Source organism: Acinetobacter sp. WCHA39, from assembly GCF_002165385.1.
GTDB lineage: Bacteria > Pseudomonadota > Gammaproteobacteria > Pseudomonadales > Moraxellaceae > Acinetobacter.
In genome coordinates this window covers 54,467-72,655 of the sequence record NZ_NHRP01000014.1, presented here as the reverse complement: position 1 = coordinate 72,655, position 18,189 = coordinate 54,467, and the positions used below count along the sequence as shown (strand labels likewise).

Genomic DNA, 18,189 nt, shown 5'->3' with positions numbered 1-18,189 from the left:
CATGTCAACTATTAGTAACTGATATATAAAAATAGGAAAATAAAGAGTGCTATTCAAAACACAAAATTATCATCAAATTCAGTACCTAGGTGACAATGGAGTTACTCAGGATTGCATAATAGCTTTGGCTAATTTGCTACAAACACACTCAGAATTAGAGTTTGCACTATTACTGTCCTGCGATAATTATCATGGATTTGTAATTCAAGATCATCGTGAAAATTTTTATGTTATCAGATCTGGATTTACTTCTGGCTATCCAGGCGAAGGGCCAAAAGGTTTAGCTAAGGCACTTGTTCTTTTAGAGAAACATCAAATTGAAGTTGAAGAAATAAATATCACATCAAAATTATTAAACAAATTGAATCAGGCTATTCTAAGTGATCAAGATATAAATACATTTTTTAAAACACCTGCCATAAGACCACTACGATTAGCTGACTATATTTATCCCTTTCAGGAACAATTGAATAAAGTTAGGACTCTCCAGTCTTACTACCCTTTGGAACTTCCTTATGCAATTTTAGATGATCGCATATTTGACTTAGCATTATTGTTCAGATCAGACCCTGATGCGGCTTTATTGAAAGCATATAAACGACTTGAAGATATTGTCAGGACTAGAACAGGCATTAAAGAAAGTAACTCCAAACTTTTCTCTCAAGCATTTACATTATCAACCTCGCCATTGACTTGGAATGTCCCTGATAAAGCTGAAATCGTTGGAAGAGCCAATTTATTTATTGGAACATATCAAGCTTTTCGCAATGCTAGAGCACATAGAGAAAGCATTGAAAATAAAATACAAATGTATAGGGAGTTTTTATTAATTAATGAGCTTTTTATCTTGGAATCAGAAGCAATAGATAATTTAAGTAATACTGATACCTAAAATACATCAGATTCGTTTAGAATGGATTCCACACTAGGTATCCATTCTCTTTTGCCTGCCGATATGCCCAGCTTGCAACACCATGTGATCTTTCAATATTGGTCAGAAAACCCAGCTTTGATAGCTCGTCTGTAATCAAGTTATCAAAGTGGTGATTGCGTTCTTGCCACTGCAACAAAAACTCTTCTGACGCCAAGAAATCACTTTTAGCTGAGTTGCATTTTTCATCTGCAAGCACAAAATTATGACCTGTATCTGCTGGATACATCGCCCAAGGTATGAAATGGTCTACGGTCCATTTATTTTGCTTAATTGGCTTTTGGCAGTAAAAACACTTACATGCCTGTAGGTCAACTAGAAATGCCCCTACTTGTCGAAGCTGATTTCGACTTGGCTCAAACATGAATGTTGCCAAATCAGGTAAGCCATCAAGAACCAATAAATTACCTTTATTTAACCTTACAAAATCAACCCACTTTTTCTGACATAACTCCTCAATGATTTCGCTAAACTGACGCAAGCAATACATGACATTTGGTAGAAGTATAAGTTGTTTTCGAGAATCTTCTAAACAATATAAAAACTCAACATTTTGACCTTTCAAATTTTGTAGGTAAGTTACAGGCATCTTCTTTACGATATCTGCCACTTTCTTTTTCAATTGCAGCCAGTAGACATGATCTCGTCTGGCTAAGGCAAGGGATTTATAACTTTGTTGGGCAGTTTGAATTAAGCTAATAATTCCTGCTTGCTTGCCATTATTCTGCTGTAATAGGAACGGTTCATTTTCATTAAAATGAAATGGAAGAGTCTGCTTCCAGTATAAATCTATGAATTTCTCTGCAATATCCGAATAGTCTAACGTTAAGCTTTCCCCAGTATCATCTCCTTGCTCAATCGCTAAGCGAGAAAGACTCATCAACAAAGCAAATTTATAAGTCGAAGAAAAACTTCCTGAATGCAAAATTTGCTGGATCTGTTTCAGAAACCTGAGTTGCTGCTGTGGTGTAGGTATAGATACTGACATTATTTTTTCAATTTTGTTTTTGAAATACGATATTAAGCCAATCTTCATGATGATCGGGACGCTTATCAATGGTAATCCATTGTTGTAACAGTAAAATATTATCAAATTTTTTTAACAGGATCTGTGCCTGTGATTCATCCATATCTGTAAATTGTCTTCCATCCTTATAACGATCTCCCACGCCATATTTAAATGACATATAGCAGATACCATTCACTTTTAATGCTTTTAGTATTTTTTCCAGTACCTCAGGCAAGCGTTCTCTTTCACAATGTAATAGTGAAGCACATGCCCAAATACCATCATACTGGTTTAGCTCAGCTAATTCGTAAAAGCTTTCAAAACGCACCTCAATTCCAGTTAAACGGCTTGCCTTATCAACCAGTTCTTTTGAATAATCTGTTGCTGCTACCTGATAACCTTTATTCTTAAAAGCCAAGGTATCCCTACCTGAACCACAACCTAAATCAAGTATAAAAGCCTTGTCTGATAGATAGCGTAAAAATGGTTGGTATAGACTCTCCATATCTACTTTGAATGTAGACTCGAAGAACCCTAATGCATTGATATCGTAATAATCTAAAGTTTGTTTCATTTATAACATGAGTAATTTTTTTCGATTCTACCAAAAAAATAAGGGAGCAAAAGCTCCCATTACTCTCGTTCTTCCATCTTAGATTCAATCCACTGATGGATCTCCCAAGCAGACCAGCCGATACGCATCTCTGTTAAGCGTATAGGTTGAGGAAATGTCGGATCATAATACTTTGATTTCTTGTTGATCATCTCATAGATTTTTGACTTGCTCAGAGCAGTAAATTCAACGACATGCTTGATATTAATGATTTGATTCATTTGAAAAGTTTGACCTGTGAACGCATTCATGATGTTTTTCTCCTGATCATTGATGCGAGCGGCAATTCGCTCAAATGATAGAGCGCTCCGTAAGAAAAAACTTTTGGCTTCCCACGCAATCAATTCAAAGCCTGCACCGACTGCTGCAACCCTTTCTGAATATCCTGAACATGAGTTAGGTCATGCGGTGGCTGAGATGATTCTTGTTTGGATTCATCTGAGTAAAACTCCTCAACAATATCCAAACCCTCTTCACCACCCACCTCAAAGCTGGCATTGCCATAGCCCTGCCGTGCCACATGATCCAATGCCTCCTGATAAAACCCTGCTGCCTTACTCACTTCATCAATCTGCTTGGCTGATTTAATTGCCTCTTGCAGGTTGATCCCATCACGTAAAGTTAAATCCACGTAATAGATCGGAGTACGATAACTTTGCGTGGTGCTTTTGCCTCGTAAAGTAAGTTGCAAAGGCAAGCATGAAAGCAGGTCACCCGATGCTGCATGATAGTAACTGAGCCGTGCTGCCAAGGTGCGGATACTGTTAAAGCCAGTAGTCCTAAAGATAAATGTACCGAACTCATCTGATTCATCTAGGTTGACATAGAGTCGTCCATAGGGTTTACATAATCCACCTTGTGCCAATGGACATAAATCAGGTGATGGGCATGAATGTTGTTCAACGCCGTTTTGTCCAAGTCGCTGACAGGTTTCCCCATTGCCCGAGCAGATTAGCCGTCCTGTTTGTCGGTCAAATAGGCTGTACTCTGCCCGTAGGTTCAACTCAGGATCATTAAAAATCATGCGGACTGGTATGGTTCTGAGCTTTTGGTTTTGGTTCGGTGCTTTGGCACGGAGTTGTTCATCCAGTGGATGTTTGACCCAACCATCCTTGTTCTGGATTTGACTGGTAATCGTAAATTGATCGTCCTTTTCAGGCAGACGTTTTCCATTCTTTTCCACGATCTTACCGATGCTGATACGACCTAAAACGGGTGGTGTGATTGCTAAACCTTTAATCATGTTGGATTCCTCTTCGGTAATTTTTGACTGATGCCCCTTTGATATGAGTAAGAAGCAGTCATTTTTTGAAATGCATATAAATCTCGCAAGGCAGTCCATTTGCTCTCTATAGGTACGTTTCCTCAACGTGCTTATGGGGAGCGGGGGCTGTTTTGCGCTTTTTTGATGAATTGGGGATTTGATGGGTTGGATGGATTTTTGTGGGAATGTTTGTGGATTCGGCTTAGGCTAATTTATTTAGACTGATCATCATCCGCATAAATCTGAAAACGCCGTGTGCCCTGCTTGTTCTGTGGGAACTGTTGCAGGAACTCAGGATGCTGTTGCAACAAGGCTTTACTGTCCAGACCGACTGAATCCTTGGATTTCTTCCAAGTAACAGACCCTGTTTTAAAAGTCGCTCGTTCTGCATCCTGCATCTTGGCTTGGATTTGATGCTTAAGCTGGTCAAAGCTGGCTTGGTGCTGTTCGATCAGATGACGTTGTTTTAACAATTGCTCAAAGTCCTGATTGGCTTTTGGGTCTTCAGATAAATCCGTCGTACTGAGTGGAACATGGGCTGGATATAACAATTGTAAAGCTTTGGCTGCCGATTCAGAGGCATCCACATCAGGTGGAATATCCTTTTCTACACATTCCCAGAAATAGCGTTCCGCATTGATGAGATATTTGATCACCGTTTCATTTCTGGTTACCTTAAAAATTCGGGTTTCATGCCCACAGATCAAGGCACAAATATGTGCTGCCTGCTTTCCTGTTACTGCCAATTGATGCTGCACCTGACACAACACATATAAAGGTACGCCATCTCGCCATAGTTTTGAGCCATATTCCCCCACCGTTTTACATTCCAGAATCTGCACTTCATCATTGCCCACCACGGCATAATCCAGATTTGCCAACATAAAGTGTTTGTCTTCATCGGGGTGTTGTAACACTGCATTGACTCGACGCACCTTATTATTGGTGTGCATGCTGTAGTATTCAGCCACCAACGGTTCTAGCTGCTTGCCCCAGTACAACGGTGCATAGCCTACGCTTTCATCCTCGATATTTTGTTGCATCCGCCCTGTCTTGATCATCCACAGTTCCAGCATCGACATATACGGATTCAGTCCACAGGCGGTGGCGGCATCACTACTGCCAATGCCCTGTTTTCTGACTTCCAGCCATTGCTGGTAATTCATCTGTTTGGTGTTGGCAAGTCGTTTTGCTACAGGTGTTTTGGTTTTGCGTGGCTGCGTATTCGGTCGGTCTCGTTTGGTTCGAGTTCCGACTTCAACCTGTTGAGTCGATGAGTTTTGAGTGGTTGGATTCAGGTTGGGTGAATACGGCTGTAACGGTGGATTGTTTAAGGTGTTTTGAATTTGAGTATGACTATTCATTAGAAATATTCCTGTATCGATAAAAGTGTAAAAGCTGAATTTCGGGCATAAAAAAAGCCACGTCGGGGGAGACGTGGCGAAAGGGTTCTGCGGTTCAGGTTTTACCTGATGGTTAAAATAAGATAGTTTTCTTAAATAAAACTGAATAATGAAAGGGTTTATTAAGACACCATTCTTAATGCCTGTTCCACACCTCGTTGTTTAATGGCTGCACCTGCACCAAACCAAGCTGAATCTAGTCGATGGTCGATACTCATGGCTCGACGTTCATGGTCACAAAACTCGGTGATGCTGCATAGCAAACCATACGCCGTATCTTTAGCGGAACTCAGTTCTGCCCCACGTCCATGTCCGTTAAACATGGTCATGACTTTTGACATTGCTCGTCCATTCGGTTCAGTTTTATTGTCGGCTTTGGATGGGTTTATTTGATTCGGCATCGCTGCATTGCGGTAGTACTGAATAATACCTTCATCCTGTTCCGCCATACTGAGATTGGTATTGTTAAACACTGCATCGAAGTAGGCTGCTGCTTCTTGCTGAGTGACTTTACGCTGACTCAGTTGCTTCATTTCATACATGTGTTCATCCCATGCACGGACTGAAATCCCCAGTTGCCGTTTGACCCGATCCGCATCGAATCGGGTGCTATGTGGCACTTTGACCACACCACTATTGCCTTGCTGTCCACGTAAAGCGATTGCCAAAGTGTTGTTACACACCACCCGAATACTGGTAAATTGTGCCGTGGTGGCTAATGTGCCATCGCAAGCAGTAGCTAAAAGAATATAGCCATTGCTGACATCTTTTCCTTTTAAGGCTGCGCTTTGCCCTGTCCGTGCCAGTGCCCAGAATTTCTTACCGCCTTTAAGTACCCCTGCTGTTTCCAGTTCAAAGCCTGATTGTTCAGTCAGGTCACGGTAGAAATGTAATATTTCTCTAGGCTGGACTTCCTGAAAGCGTTGGCTCACCACCGACAAGGGTGCGTGGGTATCGGAGCGATATAAAACCCGTTGTTCTTCAAAGGGCATAATGATGTTCTGCCCCCGATGATTCTGTGCCATATAACTGACATCGGAAGATTCAATCCGCCAGTCCATGCCTGCCTGCTGTGCCCAGACCTCAATCGGTTGGTTTGGGGTGAGTTGGTTGCCGAGTCCATGCCAAGGGGTTTGCCCAACGAATGCCATTGTTTCAACTAAATGTGCCATAAGATGTGTCCTTTAATTCTGCTGTAAATGATGTCTTGTTCAGTATTTATGCGTGCTGATGCTGGAACGGGTTTGATCGGCCAGTACCAGAATCACCCCACCCAAAGCTGCACCTGCCACGCCACCGATCATCGGTGAAAAGCCCATCGACTTGGCGAGGTTCATGCCGAGCATTGCCAAAGTGGTCGGTGCGCTGGCAAGGCTGAGTTGCAGGGGTTGGGGTTCTCGAAAGCGAGGGTTATACGGTTCTTCTTCTGTATCCAGATACGACATGGAATTTCTCCAATAGTTAAGAAATGAGTATTTAAAACGTTGTTGCAAAGACCATAGAGTCAGTGCTTGGCGTTAGTTCATTTCAGTAATATGTATTTGAAATATTTTGGAATCGTATGCCTGCTCATTTTTTACTGAGTTGTACAAAACATCAGGACAAAATCGAATTGACCTATGAAATCGTTATGATTATGATGAGCTTGCTGACCCTCATGGTCAGTCGGTTTTAGCAGACCGTTCAGCCAAAGCACACTAAAAAGTCTATCTTTTTGGTGGGCGACCCTGCGTCTCCCCCTCTGCGGCGGAACGGGAGGGGGACACCTTAGGGTGTGCTGATCCTTTGGCTATCAGTCTGCTAACCCCTTTTCGTTTCGCCACCATTATTTAGCAGTGATGTGGTGAAACTTCTTTCGCAGCCAAAGGAGTCAATCATGACTGTTTTCTTTATTTCCAATCACGCCCCACCCTTATCTCTCTGTTATCACAGCTTGCCTGATCACATCAGTGCCTTTCCACGCACGGACTGATCCCGTTTGCCACTGCATTGTGGTTAATCAGGAGTTTCAGGCATGAAACTGATTGCTCAGTTGATTCTGGTCATTGGCTTTATTGTCATGGTCGGGCCGAGCTTTGTCCTGATGCTGCTCGCCATTATGTTCCTGATGGCTCTTGCAGGCTGGGACAACAAGTCCAACGACAAATAGCACCAGAACCAAGTCTTCCTAAAAGTTATAACAATATCAAGGTGAAAGGAAATGTTTACAACCAATCGTACAATGATCATGGGTGGGGTTTTATTGTGTCTGTTTGCCCTTACAGGCTGTGACAGTGCAACCAAAAAAGAATTTAAAAAAGGCTGTGAAATGGGAGGTGCGGACAGCTCTACCTGTTCCTGTGTCTATGACCAACTGGAAAAGCGTTATTCAGAAGAGCAAATGCAGCGCATTGGCAAGATGACCCCGATGGATATGGATTTACCACCTGATTTTGACCGTGCCATCGTTTCTGCCATGCAGCAATGCCAATAACTGATTAAGGATATTTCTCATGCAAGCCAAACATTACCTCATCGGCATCTATGTCGTGATTGCCCTGCTGTTCTCAGTTTACCTCAAGGGTTGCAGTGATACCTCAGATCGTCCTTATACCTACAACTTGGGTAAGGCCATCGTCTGGCCGATCTCAATGTTTAACTAATGACAACCCCATCAGGGTTGATGATGCCCATCTCAACCCTACGGTTAATAACAATAATCAGGATTTAATACAATGAACAACATCATCAAAGCCATTCTACAGTGCAGTGCGGTTGCAGCCTGCATGTCATTCACCAGCCTGAGTCATGCCGATGCAAAAAGCATGAACCAGTTTTATAACAATCCCGCCAGTGCACCTAAAGTGACCCGTTGCAAGGGCAACGTCAACTGTAATGCCTTTTATGCCCTGTCCAAGGAATGGCAGGTGATTCCAAAGAACTACAAACTGGATGGTTATAACCTGAGAAGTTTTATTGAAGACAATGATGGAGATGGTTTAAACCGTGACTTTGCTCCGCCACAGCAAGATCGTGCCTACCAGATTCTGGAGGCAGGTGCTTTTACCTTTAAAGAAAAAGCCCGTAATGATGCTGACTTTCTGATCTTTGTGAAAGGCTTAGCAGTTCTGCACTACATTGACCGTGGTCAGAAATAATAAAAATAAGGAATAAATAAATGAATCATTCAATCAAGGCATTGCTGCAATGCACTGCGGTGACAGGCTGCCTGTCATTTACCAGCCTCAGCCATGCTGACATGAATCAAGTGATGGCACTGATCAATGATCCCGCATCCGCACCTGCGATTAGACGTTGTGATGGTAATCAGAACTGTAATGCCTTTGTAGCAATCAGCAAACAATGGCAGGTGATTCCCAAGGATGATCCCCTGCGCTACTACATTTACAGTGCTGACCTGAATGCAATTCTCAGGGAGGGTGACAAAGGCCTGAATGAACAGAAGCTCAGGGACATTGATGAGTTTGCCTACCATCTGTTTGACTACAATGCGGAGAACTTTAATGACAGGTGGATGTACGTCAAGGGTTTAACCGTTCTGAAATATGTACAGCGTACCCAGTTTGATCCTCAGTGACAGGGACATTGCCCCACACATCCATCATCGATTTAAAAGGGACTTCCCATCATGAAAAGACTCATACTCACGGCTGTGATTTTATCCAGCCTCACCGCCTGCAATAAGAAACCTGTCGGAGAATCCACAGAACCCGCAACCGATGTTGCCAATATGGATTTGGCTGACCTCAAACCACAAGGCGACACCTCAGAAAAAGCTGACTGGCCTTTGGATGCAGCCACAGAACAAAAGGCTGAGGCTGCCGCAATTGCCCATGACCAATATGATCCAGACAGTATTTATACGGGATCAGACAATATTGCCATTCCATCGCCCCAACTCAAAAGACGGCTGTTGCCTGGGGAAACGGTAGAGGTTCAGTTCAGACCCGAGGGATTTGTTCCGATATACAAGATTATCGCAAGTACAGGACTGGCTGGAACGCATCTGCGCATTGTTGCAGAAACAAATAATGATGTGATTGATGCTGTCAAAATTAATCAGGGCGATTGCAAGATTGCAGGTGTAGAACCCTACACCGTCAAGTTTCCACAACGGGTGCATTACGGCATGGTATTCGACCTTGCCCTCGAAAACTGTACCGCCACTCAGATCAATAATGTCACCTTATCTACAGTACAGGGTCAGTTATCACACAGGCCAATGGAAGAATAATTCAGGCCAGTGATGGCCACCCATACAGGAAAAAAACCATGAAAACCCAATTACTGATCCTGGCTTGCAGTTCATTCATATTATTCGGCTGTAACAAGAACACTGCATCGCAAAACGCCAAGAACTCCACCGAAACTCAGGCAGCCAGTGAAACCAAGGCCATCGACCCAGACCGCCAGCAACTGATGGATGAACTGGCAGAATACAAGGACAATCCAGATATTCCACCTGTACAGGAGAAACTGGCCCGTGCCTATTATGACATGCTGAAAACAGGTGGTGGTGACTTAGAAGAGATTCGTGGATTTATTAGCGAGCTACAGGACACCGAACAGGCTGCGGTGGAACAGGCCGCACAGCAGGAAACGCCCTCTGCCAATGAACAGTTTGAGATTCGTATACGAACCATAACAGGCTCAGATGCAACACAGCATTTCGGCCCAACCGTAATCCATAAGCTTGAAATCATTTCCCTCAATGACGCCAGTACGACAATTACTGGCATTAAAATCAACCGTGGCAACTGCCCTACAGGAACTGCCGATCATTACCAGAACATGGGTTATGGCACGGTGGCTGGGGTATTTATCCGTTGTGATCCACAGAATATTCGTGAAGTCACCTTAACCACCGCCAATGGTGAATATACCTTTAATATGAATGGACAATGAACATTAAAAGAGAAGTGATGACTACACCACTTCTCTATCACACTTTGATAGTCGTCGATTAGATCGTTCAAATTGCGCAATACCAAAAGTTCGCATTCTCCATATCTTGGATCGTAGGTACTGAAACTCCTTTTCAGGATTCACCAAGTACATGGCTGCGTTAATGGCATTGATCACCTGCTGGGGATTGTCACGATGAATCATACCAATACCTAGCGTACCCTCTCGCTCAAACTTCCTGATGTAGTCAGTATCATGGCAGTTAAAGTACATACCACTGCACCCTGTGATTTCCAGCCAAGCCTCTCCAACCAACTTGGCTAAGCCATAACCCTGCTGGTGTTTATGCCCATCATAGATCAGTAACACATGTGCATGCAAACCTTTGGTCGCACCCTCTTCCAGTGCCCACGCATAACCCTGTAGGTCACTAAAACAACCGTCCTGATTGGCTAAACGGCTTCTAAAGGTATCCATGTGCTGTTGAAAGACACCGACATCCACTTGATACTGTTCTTCTTTTAAATAACCCAAATCAACACGAACAAACAACAACTTGGAATAATGCTGAGTTAAATCCGTTAAGTACTGCTGTAAACGTTTCCGATTTCTTTCCTCTTGATTCTGATGCTGACCAATGTATTCCTGCATACCATGCAGACTCTCACGAAATATGATTCTGAGGTATGACATATCCTCATCACTGAAATGAATCATCTGGTCATAGGATTGGAACGAAAGCATTTCATCTATTGCAGCAATGATATTCGTAAATCCTTGAATACTTGGAACATAGCTTAAATCATTTCGATAGAACACTTTAAATGCGGGTACTAAATCAACCAAGGCATACTTTAAGTGTTCATTGCTGATCTGGTCGTTATAGACTTGATACATTAAGTGATCAATTGCTGTTAAGACATAAGATGGATTAAGTAGTATTGTATTGAAATCTAACATGAAAGTTCTCTAGGATGATTGAATCATACTAAACAGACTCATGTGATAATTTACTTATTGTGAGATGGATATGAGTAAAGATCATCGTAGCGATATGATCTTAGTCTATTGATTAATATCAATAATCTTAGATATAGATACTAAGAATATGTATATAGAAATATAGATGAATATAAGATTAGTTATATATTCATAATATTAATAACCTGCTCACCTGAGCATATAGACCCACGATGAAGTGGCGGCAGCCCGATCACCGAATCCACCACCACAACGGCAAAACCATAAATTACCCTGTAAGCTAAAGTTACGTATCAATCAGCTACTTGGACTTGATCGCTGAACCCTTAGAAAACAGTTTTTTCTTATTCACATTAACCGCAAGGAAAAAGTGTCGAAAAGTAAAAAAAGGAACAATAGTATGATAAATATCTTGCTTTAGTTTTCGATCAGAAGCCTCTACTGCAACAAAGCGCTGCCTTAATGAGGGTATGATAAATGATAAATCAGTATCCTCTCTAACCTGTGGGGCAATAACAGTTTCTAATTTTACCTTACCCTGATTAAATGCTTTCCATTCTTTATCCAACTGAATGATAAATTCTTTATTTTCATAATTCTTACTGTATTCTAAGATAAAAATCATATCTACAAATGGTAATCCATCATTGCCCAACAGCCAAACTAAGAAATAACCTTTTAACCCTTTCAATAAGGGCTTCCGCTTATAGACTCGTAAGAACTCCGTTAGATTCTTTGAGAAGAAGTCTAAATCTTTTAATGATGTGCAATAAAACTGAACACGAGTGACAAAACTATCATGCTTAAATAGGCTTTTCACATAACTTGTGGTCGCTTCAGTTTGCTTTATAAAATATAAAATGTTTCTCTTTTCAGTTGATTTTTTCTTTGCCTCAGAGTCAGTTTCAGCGTAGCTGATTTCACGACCACCAAACCTTTCCTTTGCAGCAATCAGGCCACTATTTCTCAAGACATCATTGAAATAGCTCAATTTCTTTTGGTTAAGAAAAATGCTATGCGTTTCATACTGAGCCTCTGGCTCCTGAACACTAAGTACCTTATGCCATAAATTGCTAGAGAGTAGTTGGGATAGCACACCACCCCGTTGTGTGTTATACATCTGTATGTTTTCAATAGAGATATTTCTCTGCTTAAAGTATTTATATAAGAATAGGAATTGATTTCCTAAACGGGTCACACGAATTTGATTCTTCTTTTTTGTGGTCACTGCAATGTCAAATTTGAAAAAAGGTTCGTCTGAATGTAAAAGTGTATCGTTAAAAATTTCTAAATACTGTAGAACTCGCTTACTATCCAGATCTCGACCTGAGAGATCAATCTCATTGACAAAGACTTCAAGATATTGGTGCTTTTGAATATATGCTTCTGGCAAATGATCCACTTTCCAGACCACATTGCTGTCAGCACTATAGTTCTGTAGCGTGTGGTATTGAATCACTCGCTCCCTATCAGAATCCTCTTGAGTAACCAGTAAATCAATATTCCACTCATGGCTTTCAATATGATTAATTTTTAGAGCATATCGATTCTGAACAACTGGGTTTAAACTAAAATAAAAATCATACAGGTAATAAAACCCTAAATGCCAATGGCAAAAATTGTGTAAGTCCTCAAGATGCTCAATTGCACCTGATACACGCTTACCTGCGATTTGATCGACAGTCCGCCCCCAATCATCCATTCTTACATTAGTCATTTCTATTAGCGGTTTTAATTGATTTTCTATAACTTGCTTAGTGACTTTGGCTTCCTTTGGATAAATTAAAATACAGCTATAACGCAAACCATATTGCCCATCATCTTCAAGCTTAAAATACCCTTTCACCAATCGCTGGTCACCATGTAGACTTAACTGAACTTTCTCTAGAATGGGTTTAATGTTTCTAATAAATCGGTCATAACCAACTTCATCAACACTATGATTTGGAAAGTGGAAATTTATGCTAATCACTTCCAACTGACCATAGCGATAGAATAGTTTTTCCATATCACGACAAGCTTTTTGGATACGGTGAATAACCCCGCTATCACCACTCTGCTTTAATCTATTAAAGCCCTCAATCATTTCGCTATAAAATGAATCTTTTTTGAGGAACAAATGCCAGAGTATAAAACCATGGCTTTCCTGAAAAATTCTATATTTTATGAACAGCTGTCGAATAATTTGATACCCACTGTATTGAATACAAACTCCTCTCTCTTGTGAATTTAACATAAGGTGATTTATCACCTTTTTTTCAACTAAAGTAAGTAAATTAAATTCCTTGAACCATTCATCGCCAATATTTTCATATTCTGCCTTGAGATCATAATTTCTTTCAATTCTACGAATAGCTTCTAAAAAAACGATAAGCTCGTTTGGGCACGAAAAATTGTCCCACTGATACTCTAGGCAATAACAAAGAGATGCCATATATTTAAATCTTAATAGTGAAAAAAAATATAAATCATCTAATATTATTTTTTCATCTAAATTCATACATAAACCCCAATTATTAAAGCAATATAATTTAAAATTAAAAACTATTAATCCAATAATAATTTTAAATTAATCCAAAATATATAAATTATTAATTTATACTTTAAAACGTATAAATCCAAGCTCATTTTCAACTTAAATTGATCAAACCAGGATCAAATCTCAATATTCCCACTACATGTAAAGACCTACCTAGGGAGTCAACTAAAATTCTGATGTCAGCGTAAAGATGGCATATGATGAAATTGGACATGGCGTATGGAAGACAGGAAAACTTTATGAATCAAGAAAAATTACTTTCTTTTTACTTAAAATTATTTATAGGAATTAGTTCAAAACTTAGAATTATCTATAAATACTCAAAGCTATCTTTTCTATGCAATGGGTATTTGAGTGATAAAAAGCTAAAGACCTTATGGGGGTTAGAAAGATCATTTATAAGAATTTATTATTCTAATTTTAAAAATTAATTATTTTTCTTATATAACTATAAAATTTAAAAATGTATTGGAAGTTAATCCCTCTAACTTATCCAGATTATTATTTAGCCATTTTAGTGCTTTTATGGTATGTCATTTCATAATTTCACAACAACAGAAACACCGATCGGCCACCTGCTAATTGAACGTTTTTTAGGCGAATTAAATCCCCAAAACCACCTGATAGGGCTTGCCCAATAGAGCGAATTATTCACAGCAATTCACTTTTACCTAGTACCCTAATCATGTTTAAAACATCGACACATTCTAATTCTTATGTCGAGGTTTTTTATTTTTATCGACATGACCCCCTAAGAGTTAGGAGTACTAGAAGAAATCGCTGTTGGCAAGGAAAAGTTATTTCTACATCCAAAGCTGTTGTACCTCGTAACCAGTAATGAAAACCAATTCAGCCCTTATAGCAATTCGTAGACATAGCTCAAGTAAATTATCTGAGTTTTTACTACAGTGCATATCCATACCTACAATAGAAATATTTCTTATTTATAGTAGATCAATTAATTAAATTAGCCATATAGCTAATTTTACTTTCTTATAATACAATATTAGCCATATAGCTAACTTATTAACCCGAGCAGACTATGGCAAGTAGAGCTGAGATTGGTAAAAAAATACGAGCAGCAAGAAAAATTCTAGGTTATACACAACAGAAACTATCTGAATTAATACGGATTAATAAAACTACGATTTCCGAAATTGAAAATGGTCGTTTTACAGGGTCTTTTGATATATTTGAACGTGTATTAGATGCTGTTGGCTTACAATTTGAAGTAAGCGAAAAGAAACATACCCTACCCGACTGGGATGAGATTGAAAGCATGTTCTCTGAGGAGGATGAATGAATACCAGCGTATATCTACCCAATAAAATCAATACAATTCACGTTTGTACAAATCAAATCGATCTAGGTGTACTGACATATGGTTCAGTACATCACTATCAACCTATACAAGAAAAACAACATGTATCTCTCACCATGACTAAAAAAGGTATGGATGGTTATTCATCAGGTTCATTACACCCAATATTTTCACAAAATTTACCTGAAGGCTTTAATCGTCGATTCATTGCTGAAAAACTTGCAAGATATGCCAAGGTCAATGATATGTATTTGTTGGCTTTACAAGGTAATCAAGGAATCGGAATGCTTTCTTATAAAAGTGAGCTGAATTTACCCGAAACCGAATCTTTAAGTCTAGGTGAAATTTTATCCTACGACAGCAAGGAACCTCTTTTCCCTCAACTATTAGAAAAATATTACCTAAGAAATTCATTAGCTGGTATGCAGCCTAAAGTGAGCGTACCAAATGCAATCACAACCCAGACGGATAGAACCGTTCAACAAAGAGATTTGATCGTAAAATCATTCGATTCAGAATTTCCATTACTGACAGTTAATGAATTTGTTTGTATGGAGGCAGCAAGAAAATGTGGGCTTGAACCACCAAAGACTTATTTATCCGAAAATTTAGAAACTTATGTTATAGAGCGTTTTGATAAAACCGATGATGGTATAAGACTTGGATATGAAGACTTTACGACTTTAATGAAAAAGCCTAATGATCCTGATGCAAAATATACAGGAAGCTATGAAGCTTTATTAAAAGCTACCTATCTATATACAGGTAGCTCAATTGAAGTTGAGAGGATGTATAAGTACATTGTTTTCAACTGTCTAATTGGCAATGGTGATGCACACCTTAAGAATTTCGCACATCAATATTCATCTGATATGAAGAATATTTTTGTTTCACCGCCATTTGATATTACACATACACTGATCTATAAAACGATTGATAATAAAATGGCACTTAAACTTAATGGTGGCAAGGAATTTCCACATACATCAGATCTAATCAAGTTGGCTCAAAACGACCAAATTAAGATTAGAAATCCTAAAGAAATTATAGAATCTCTCAGTGAAAATATTATTGACCACCTTAAATCATCCAATGAAGTTCAGCTATTTAATGGTTTACGTGCATCTATGGAAAGCTCAGTTTCCAATATCATGACCTCAAATGTTTCAACCAAATCTTATCGCCATGATAAAAAGAGAAAATTTGAATAGATGAAAACAGATTAGTTTTAAAATTGTGTTTTTATCACTCGTAGTTGGAGTGTGATACTTAAAAAATCATCAATAATTTTCAATATCTCAACAGTTGATTTTTACCGCCATACGGAATGTATTCCTATTTGACTACAGAATCTAGGAATACAGTCCCAGTTTTCAGAGATGCCTATGGGAAGAAGAGATTTATACAGGGTGCTATTCCCTAAACAGCGTAAGGCCTTGACAGCTTTTGGAGAAGATCTGTTACTTGCGGCAAAACGCCGTGGACTGACTAAACAATTGATCTGTGATCGTACAGGTTTTGATAATAAAACAGTGAGTAAAGTTTTTGCTGGCGACCCTAGTGTGGCTATTGGTACATACATTAAAGTAATGGCGGTGCTTGGTATGGAAGAAAACTTCGCCAAATTGGCAGCTCATGATGAAGTAGGGATTAAATTACAGAATATTAAACTGTTAGGCAGTTCAAAGTGATCTTATACTAGTGTCTATCAACTCCTCTTTAAGATACTTAGGGGAAAATAGAAATTCATGTATAATTAAGAACAGCACAGGTGAGCCTCGATGTAAATTTTTCCCTTTGCGATTCAGCATCCCTACCCTCATGCAGTTGGGGGTATAACTGGGGGTAAAATACAAAATATGATTTTTATTTTTCATTAATTATCATAAATTTAATCTAATAAGTTTATTCCCTCTCTCGCCAAGATTCATTATCATGTAGCCACATGATGTCTTAGAAGGCTTAAATCTAAAGGGTTTAAGCTTTTTTTATGCCCAATACACTACGGCGAATAACGGTAGTATACCGACAACTTTGTCGGTATATTTGTCGGTATAAATCAGAATCAGCCAAATTTTGACCCACAAATTTCAATGGAATTAGCTTCAAATCTTAGGTTGAAAGCTATTTAAAACCATTAATTGATTGGAATTTACTGCGGTCAATTTGGGGAAAATTGATAAAAAATCAACAATCAAATTAAATTTATCTGTTTGCTCATTTTTTCGCTTGTTTTTTTAAATAGATTCTGTATAATTCTCGCCACGTTGCCGGCATAGCTCAGTTGGTAGAGCAACTGACTTGTAATCAGTAGGTCCACAGTTCGAATCCGTGTGCCGGCACCATCAAATTCAAAAAAGGTTTAATTTTAAAGATTAAGCCTTTTTTATTGCCTAATTTTTAACTGCGCTGACCTGAATATAATGCACTAAACCATCTTGATAGAGTTTTCTGCATAACTTTGCTGTCATATCAATTTTCAATTGTGCCAAGTCAAAATGTTTCCTTTGTTTTCTCTTATTTTCAATATAGACAGCAAAACCATTTAAAACAGGTTCGGAAAAATCCTGAATTTCAATCTGGGTAAATCCTTTTTGTATAAGCTTTTGTGTTAATTGTTGTTCACCCATTAAATTTTGCCAATTTACATCAGCGCTTTTGAGCAAATAACGGTATTGTTGTTTTTTTAAATTTGAACACTCTCGCCAAGCATCTGACCACATCAAATAATGAAATGCAATTCGACCTTTTGAATTCAAAACCAAAGATGTCGAATTGAGAAATGAATTCAAATCACTGTGATAAGCTGCATCTATACACAGCACTACATCAAATAAATTTAAAAGTTGCAGTGCGTTTAAATTCAAAAATGATCCACAATGAATTTGAACTTGGGCTAATTGTTTTTGAATTCGTTTGGCATATTCTGGTTGTAGCTCAACCGCACTGAGTTGTTGAATCTGATAATACCTAAGCCAATGTAAAAGACTTGCTCCCTGTCCACAGCCCAGATCTAAAACATGATCAGATTGTTTGAGTTGAATAGAAGCAGCGATTTGATCCGCTAGGCTTTGACAAGCCTGTGGGTAATCATCATATTGGTTCTGCCAATAACCTAAATTACTCCAAGCAAGTAGAGAATCATCTCCGAGACGTTTTGCATCTATTGCATATTTATGTCCGAAAACTTTCTCAATCCATCCTTGCTTGGAGTAAGCCATAT

General features: G+C 39.2%; 21 protein-coding genes and 1 tRNA gene. 12 read left to right on the top strand and 10 right to left on the bottom strand.

The window, feature by feature from the left end:
- Positions 1-46 precede the first annotated feature (46 nt).
- Positions 47-892 (top strand): TIGR02391 family protein, encoded by an 846-nt coding sequence (locus CDG56_RS08985; protein ID WP_087547652.1) that lies wholly within the window; start codon positions 47-49, stop codon positions 890-892.
- A gap of 16 nt (positions 893-908) precedes the next feature.
- Here the strand turns inward: CDG56_RS08985 and CDG56_RS08980 are convergent, their stop codons facing one another.
- From CDG56_RS08980 to CDG56_RS08950, 7 genes are all read right to left on the bottom strand, one after another.
- Positions 909-1,919, bottom strand: coding sequence for an HNH endonuclease (locus CDG56_RS08980; RefSeq protein WP_087547651.1), 1,011 nt, complete (start codon positions 1,917-1,919; stop codon positions 909-911).
- A 7-nt stretch (positions 1,920-1,926) separates the two neighbouring features.
- The gene (locus CDG56_RS08975) at positions 1,927-2,514 is read right to left on the bottom strand and encodes a class I SAM-dependent methyltransferase (protein WP_087547650.1); all 588 of its coding nucleotides are present in this window, start codon (positions 2,512-2,514) and stop codon (positions 1,927-1,929) included.
- Positions 2,515-2,573: 59 nt separating this feature from the next.
- Positions 2,574-2,804 (bottom strand): helix-turn-helix transcriptional regulator, encoded by a 231-nt coding sequence (locus tag CDG56_RS08970; protein ID WP_005193972.1) that lies wholly within the window; start codon positions 2,802-2,804, stop codon positions 2,574-2,576.
- Positions 2,805-2,893: 89 nt separating this feature from the next.
- Entirely contained in the window at positions 2,894-3,796 is a 903-nt protein-coding gene (locus tag CDG56_RS08965) for a hydrolase or metal-binding protein (protein WP_087547649.1), read from the bottom strand.
- A gap of 233 nt (positions 3,797-4,029) precedes the next feature.
- On the bottom strand, positions 4,030-5,181 hold the full coding sequence (locus tag CDG56_RS08960) for a YqaJ viral recombinase family protein (protein ID WP_087547648.1): 1,152 nt from the start codon (positions 5,179-5,181) through the stop codon (positions 4,030-4,032).
- 161 nt (positions 5,182-5,342) lie between these two features.
- On the bottom strand, positions 5,343-6,392 hold the full coding sequence (locus CDG56_RS08955; protein WP_087547647.1) for a DUF932 domain-containing protein: 1,050 nt from the start codon (positions 6,390-6,392) through the stop codon (positions 5,343-5,345).
- Between the two features lie 39 nt (positions 6,393-6,431).
- Positions 6,432-6,665 carry a hypothetical protein gene (locus tag CDG56_RS08950; RefSeq protein WP_087547646.1) on the bottom strand — a complete coding sequence of 78 codons (234 nt, stop codon included), beginning with the start codon at positions 6,663-6,665 and terminating at the stop codon, positions 6,432-6,434.
- Between the two features lie 569 nt (positions 6,666-7,234).
- Between CDG56_RS08950 and CDG56_RS17455 the strand changes: the two genes are divergently transcribed.
- From CDG56_RS17455 to CDG56_RS08925, 7 genes are all read left to right on the top strand, one after another.
- The gene (locus CDG56_RS17455; protein WP_264754483.1) at positions 7,235-7,369 is read left to right on the top strand and encodes a hypothetical protein; all 135 of its coding nucleotides are present in this window, start codon (positions 7,235-7,237) and stop codon (positions 7,367-7,369) included.
- Between the two features lie 51 nt (positions 7,370-7,420).
- Positions 7,421-7,693, top strand: a complete 273-nt coding sequence (locus CDG56_RS08945; RefSeq protein WP_087547645.1) for a hypothetical protein — start codon at positions 7,421-7,423, stop codon at positions 7,691-7,693.
- A gap of 19 nt (positions 7,694-7,712) precedes the next feature.
- Positions 7,713-7,862 carry a hypothetical protein gene (locus tag CDG56_RS17070; protein ID WP_171295134.1) on the top strand — a complete coding sequence of 50 codons (150 nt, stop codon included), beginning with the start codon at positions 7,713-7,715 and terminating at the stop codon, positions 7,860-7,862.
- Positions 7,863-7,934: 72 nt separating this feature from the next.
- Positions 7,935-8,357, top strand: coding sequence for a hypothetical protein (locus tag CDG56_RS08940; RefSeq protein ID WP_087547644.1), 423 nt, complete (start codon positions 7,935-7,937; stop codon positions 8,355-8,357).
- A gap of 20 nt (positions 8,358-8,377) precedes the next feature.
- Entirely contained in the window at positions 8,378-8,797 is a 420-nt protein-coding gene (locus tag CDG56_RS08935) for a hypothetical protein (protein WP_087547643.1), read from the top strand.
- 51 nt (positions 8,798-8,848) lie between these two features.
- On the top strand, positions 8,849-9,454 hold the full coding sequence (locus tag CDG56_RS08930; protein WP_087547642.1) for a hypothetical protein: 606 nt from the start codon (positions 8,849-8,851) through the stop codon (positions 9,452-9,454).
- Positions 9,455-9,639: 185 nt separating this feature from the next.
- Positions 9,640-10,125, top strand: a complete 486-nt coding sequence (locus CDG56_RS08925; RefSeq protein ID WP_227519057.1) for a hypothetical protein — start codon at positions 9,640-9,642, stop codon at positions 10,123-10,125.
- A 21-nt stretch (positions 10,126-10,146) separates the two neighbouring features.
- Here CDG56_RS08925 and CDG56_RS08920 read toward each other — a convergent pair whose 3' ends face one another.
- Together CDG56_RS08920 and CDG56_RS08915 are read right to left on the bottom strand one after the other, a co-directional pair.
- On the bottom strand, positions 10,147-11,085 hold the full coding sequence (locus CDG56_RS08920) for an inovirus-type Gp2 protein (protein ID WP_087547640.1): 939 nt from the start codon (positions 11,083-11,085) through the stop codon (positions 10,147-10,149).
- A 322-nt stretch (positions 11,086-11,407) separates the two neighbouring features.
- Positions 11,408-13,606: a hypothetical protein gene (locus tag CDG56_RS08915; protein ID WP_087547639.1), complete on the bottom strand. Its 2,199-nt coding sequence runs from the start codon at positions 13,604-13,606 to the stop codon at positions 11,408-11,410.
- 1,081 nt (positions 13,607-14,687) lie between these two features.
- Between CDG56_RS08915 and CDG56_RS08905 the strand changes: the two genes are divergently transcribed.
- From CDG56_RS08905 to CDG56_RS08890, 4 genes are all read left to right on the top strand, one after another.
- Positions 14,688-14,948 (top strand): helix-turn-helix domain-containing protein, encoded by a 261-nt coding sequence (locus CDG56_RS08905; protein WP_004678949.1) that lies wholly within the window; start codon positions 14,688-14,690, stop codon positions 14,946-14,948.
- Positions 14,945-16,177 carry a type II toxin-antitoxin system HipA family toxin gene (locus CDG56_RS08900; protein ID WP_087547637.1) on the top strand — a complete coding sequence of 411 codons (1,233 nt, stop codon included), beginning with the start codon at positions 14,945-14,947 and terminating at the stop codon, positions 16,175-16,177. The genes CDG56_RS08905 and CDG56_RS08900 overlap by 4 nt, the downstream gene beginning before the upstream one ends.
- Positions 16,178-16,351: 174 nt before the next feature.
- The gene (locus CDG56_RS08895) at positions 16,352-16,657 is read left to right on the top strand and encodes a hypothetical protein (RefSeq protein WP_004678953.1); all 306 of its coding nucleotides are present in this window, start codon (positions 16,352-16,354) and stop codon (positions 16,655-16,657) included.
- Between the two features lie 578 nt (positions 16,658-17,235).
- Positions 17,236-17,311: transfer RNA gene (locus CDG56_RS08890), tRNA-Thr, on the top strand.
- Between the two features lie 48 nt (positions 17,312-17,359).
- Here CDG56_RS08890 and CDG56_RS08885 read toward each other — a convergent pair.
- Positions 17,360-18,187 carry an SAM-dependent methyltransferase gene (locus tag CDG56_RS08885; RefSeq protein ID WP_087537024.1) on the bottom strand — a complete coding sequence of 276 codons (828 nt, stop codon included), beginning with the start codon at positions 18,185-18,187 and terminating at the stop codon, positions 17,360-17,362.
- Positions 18,188-18,189 lie beyond the last annotated feature (2 nt).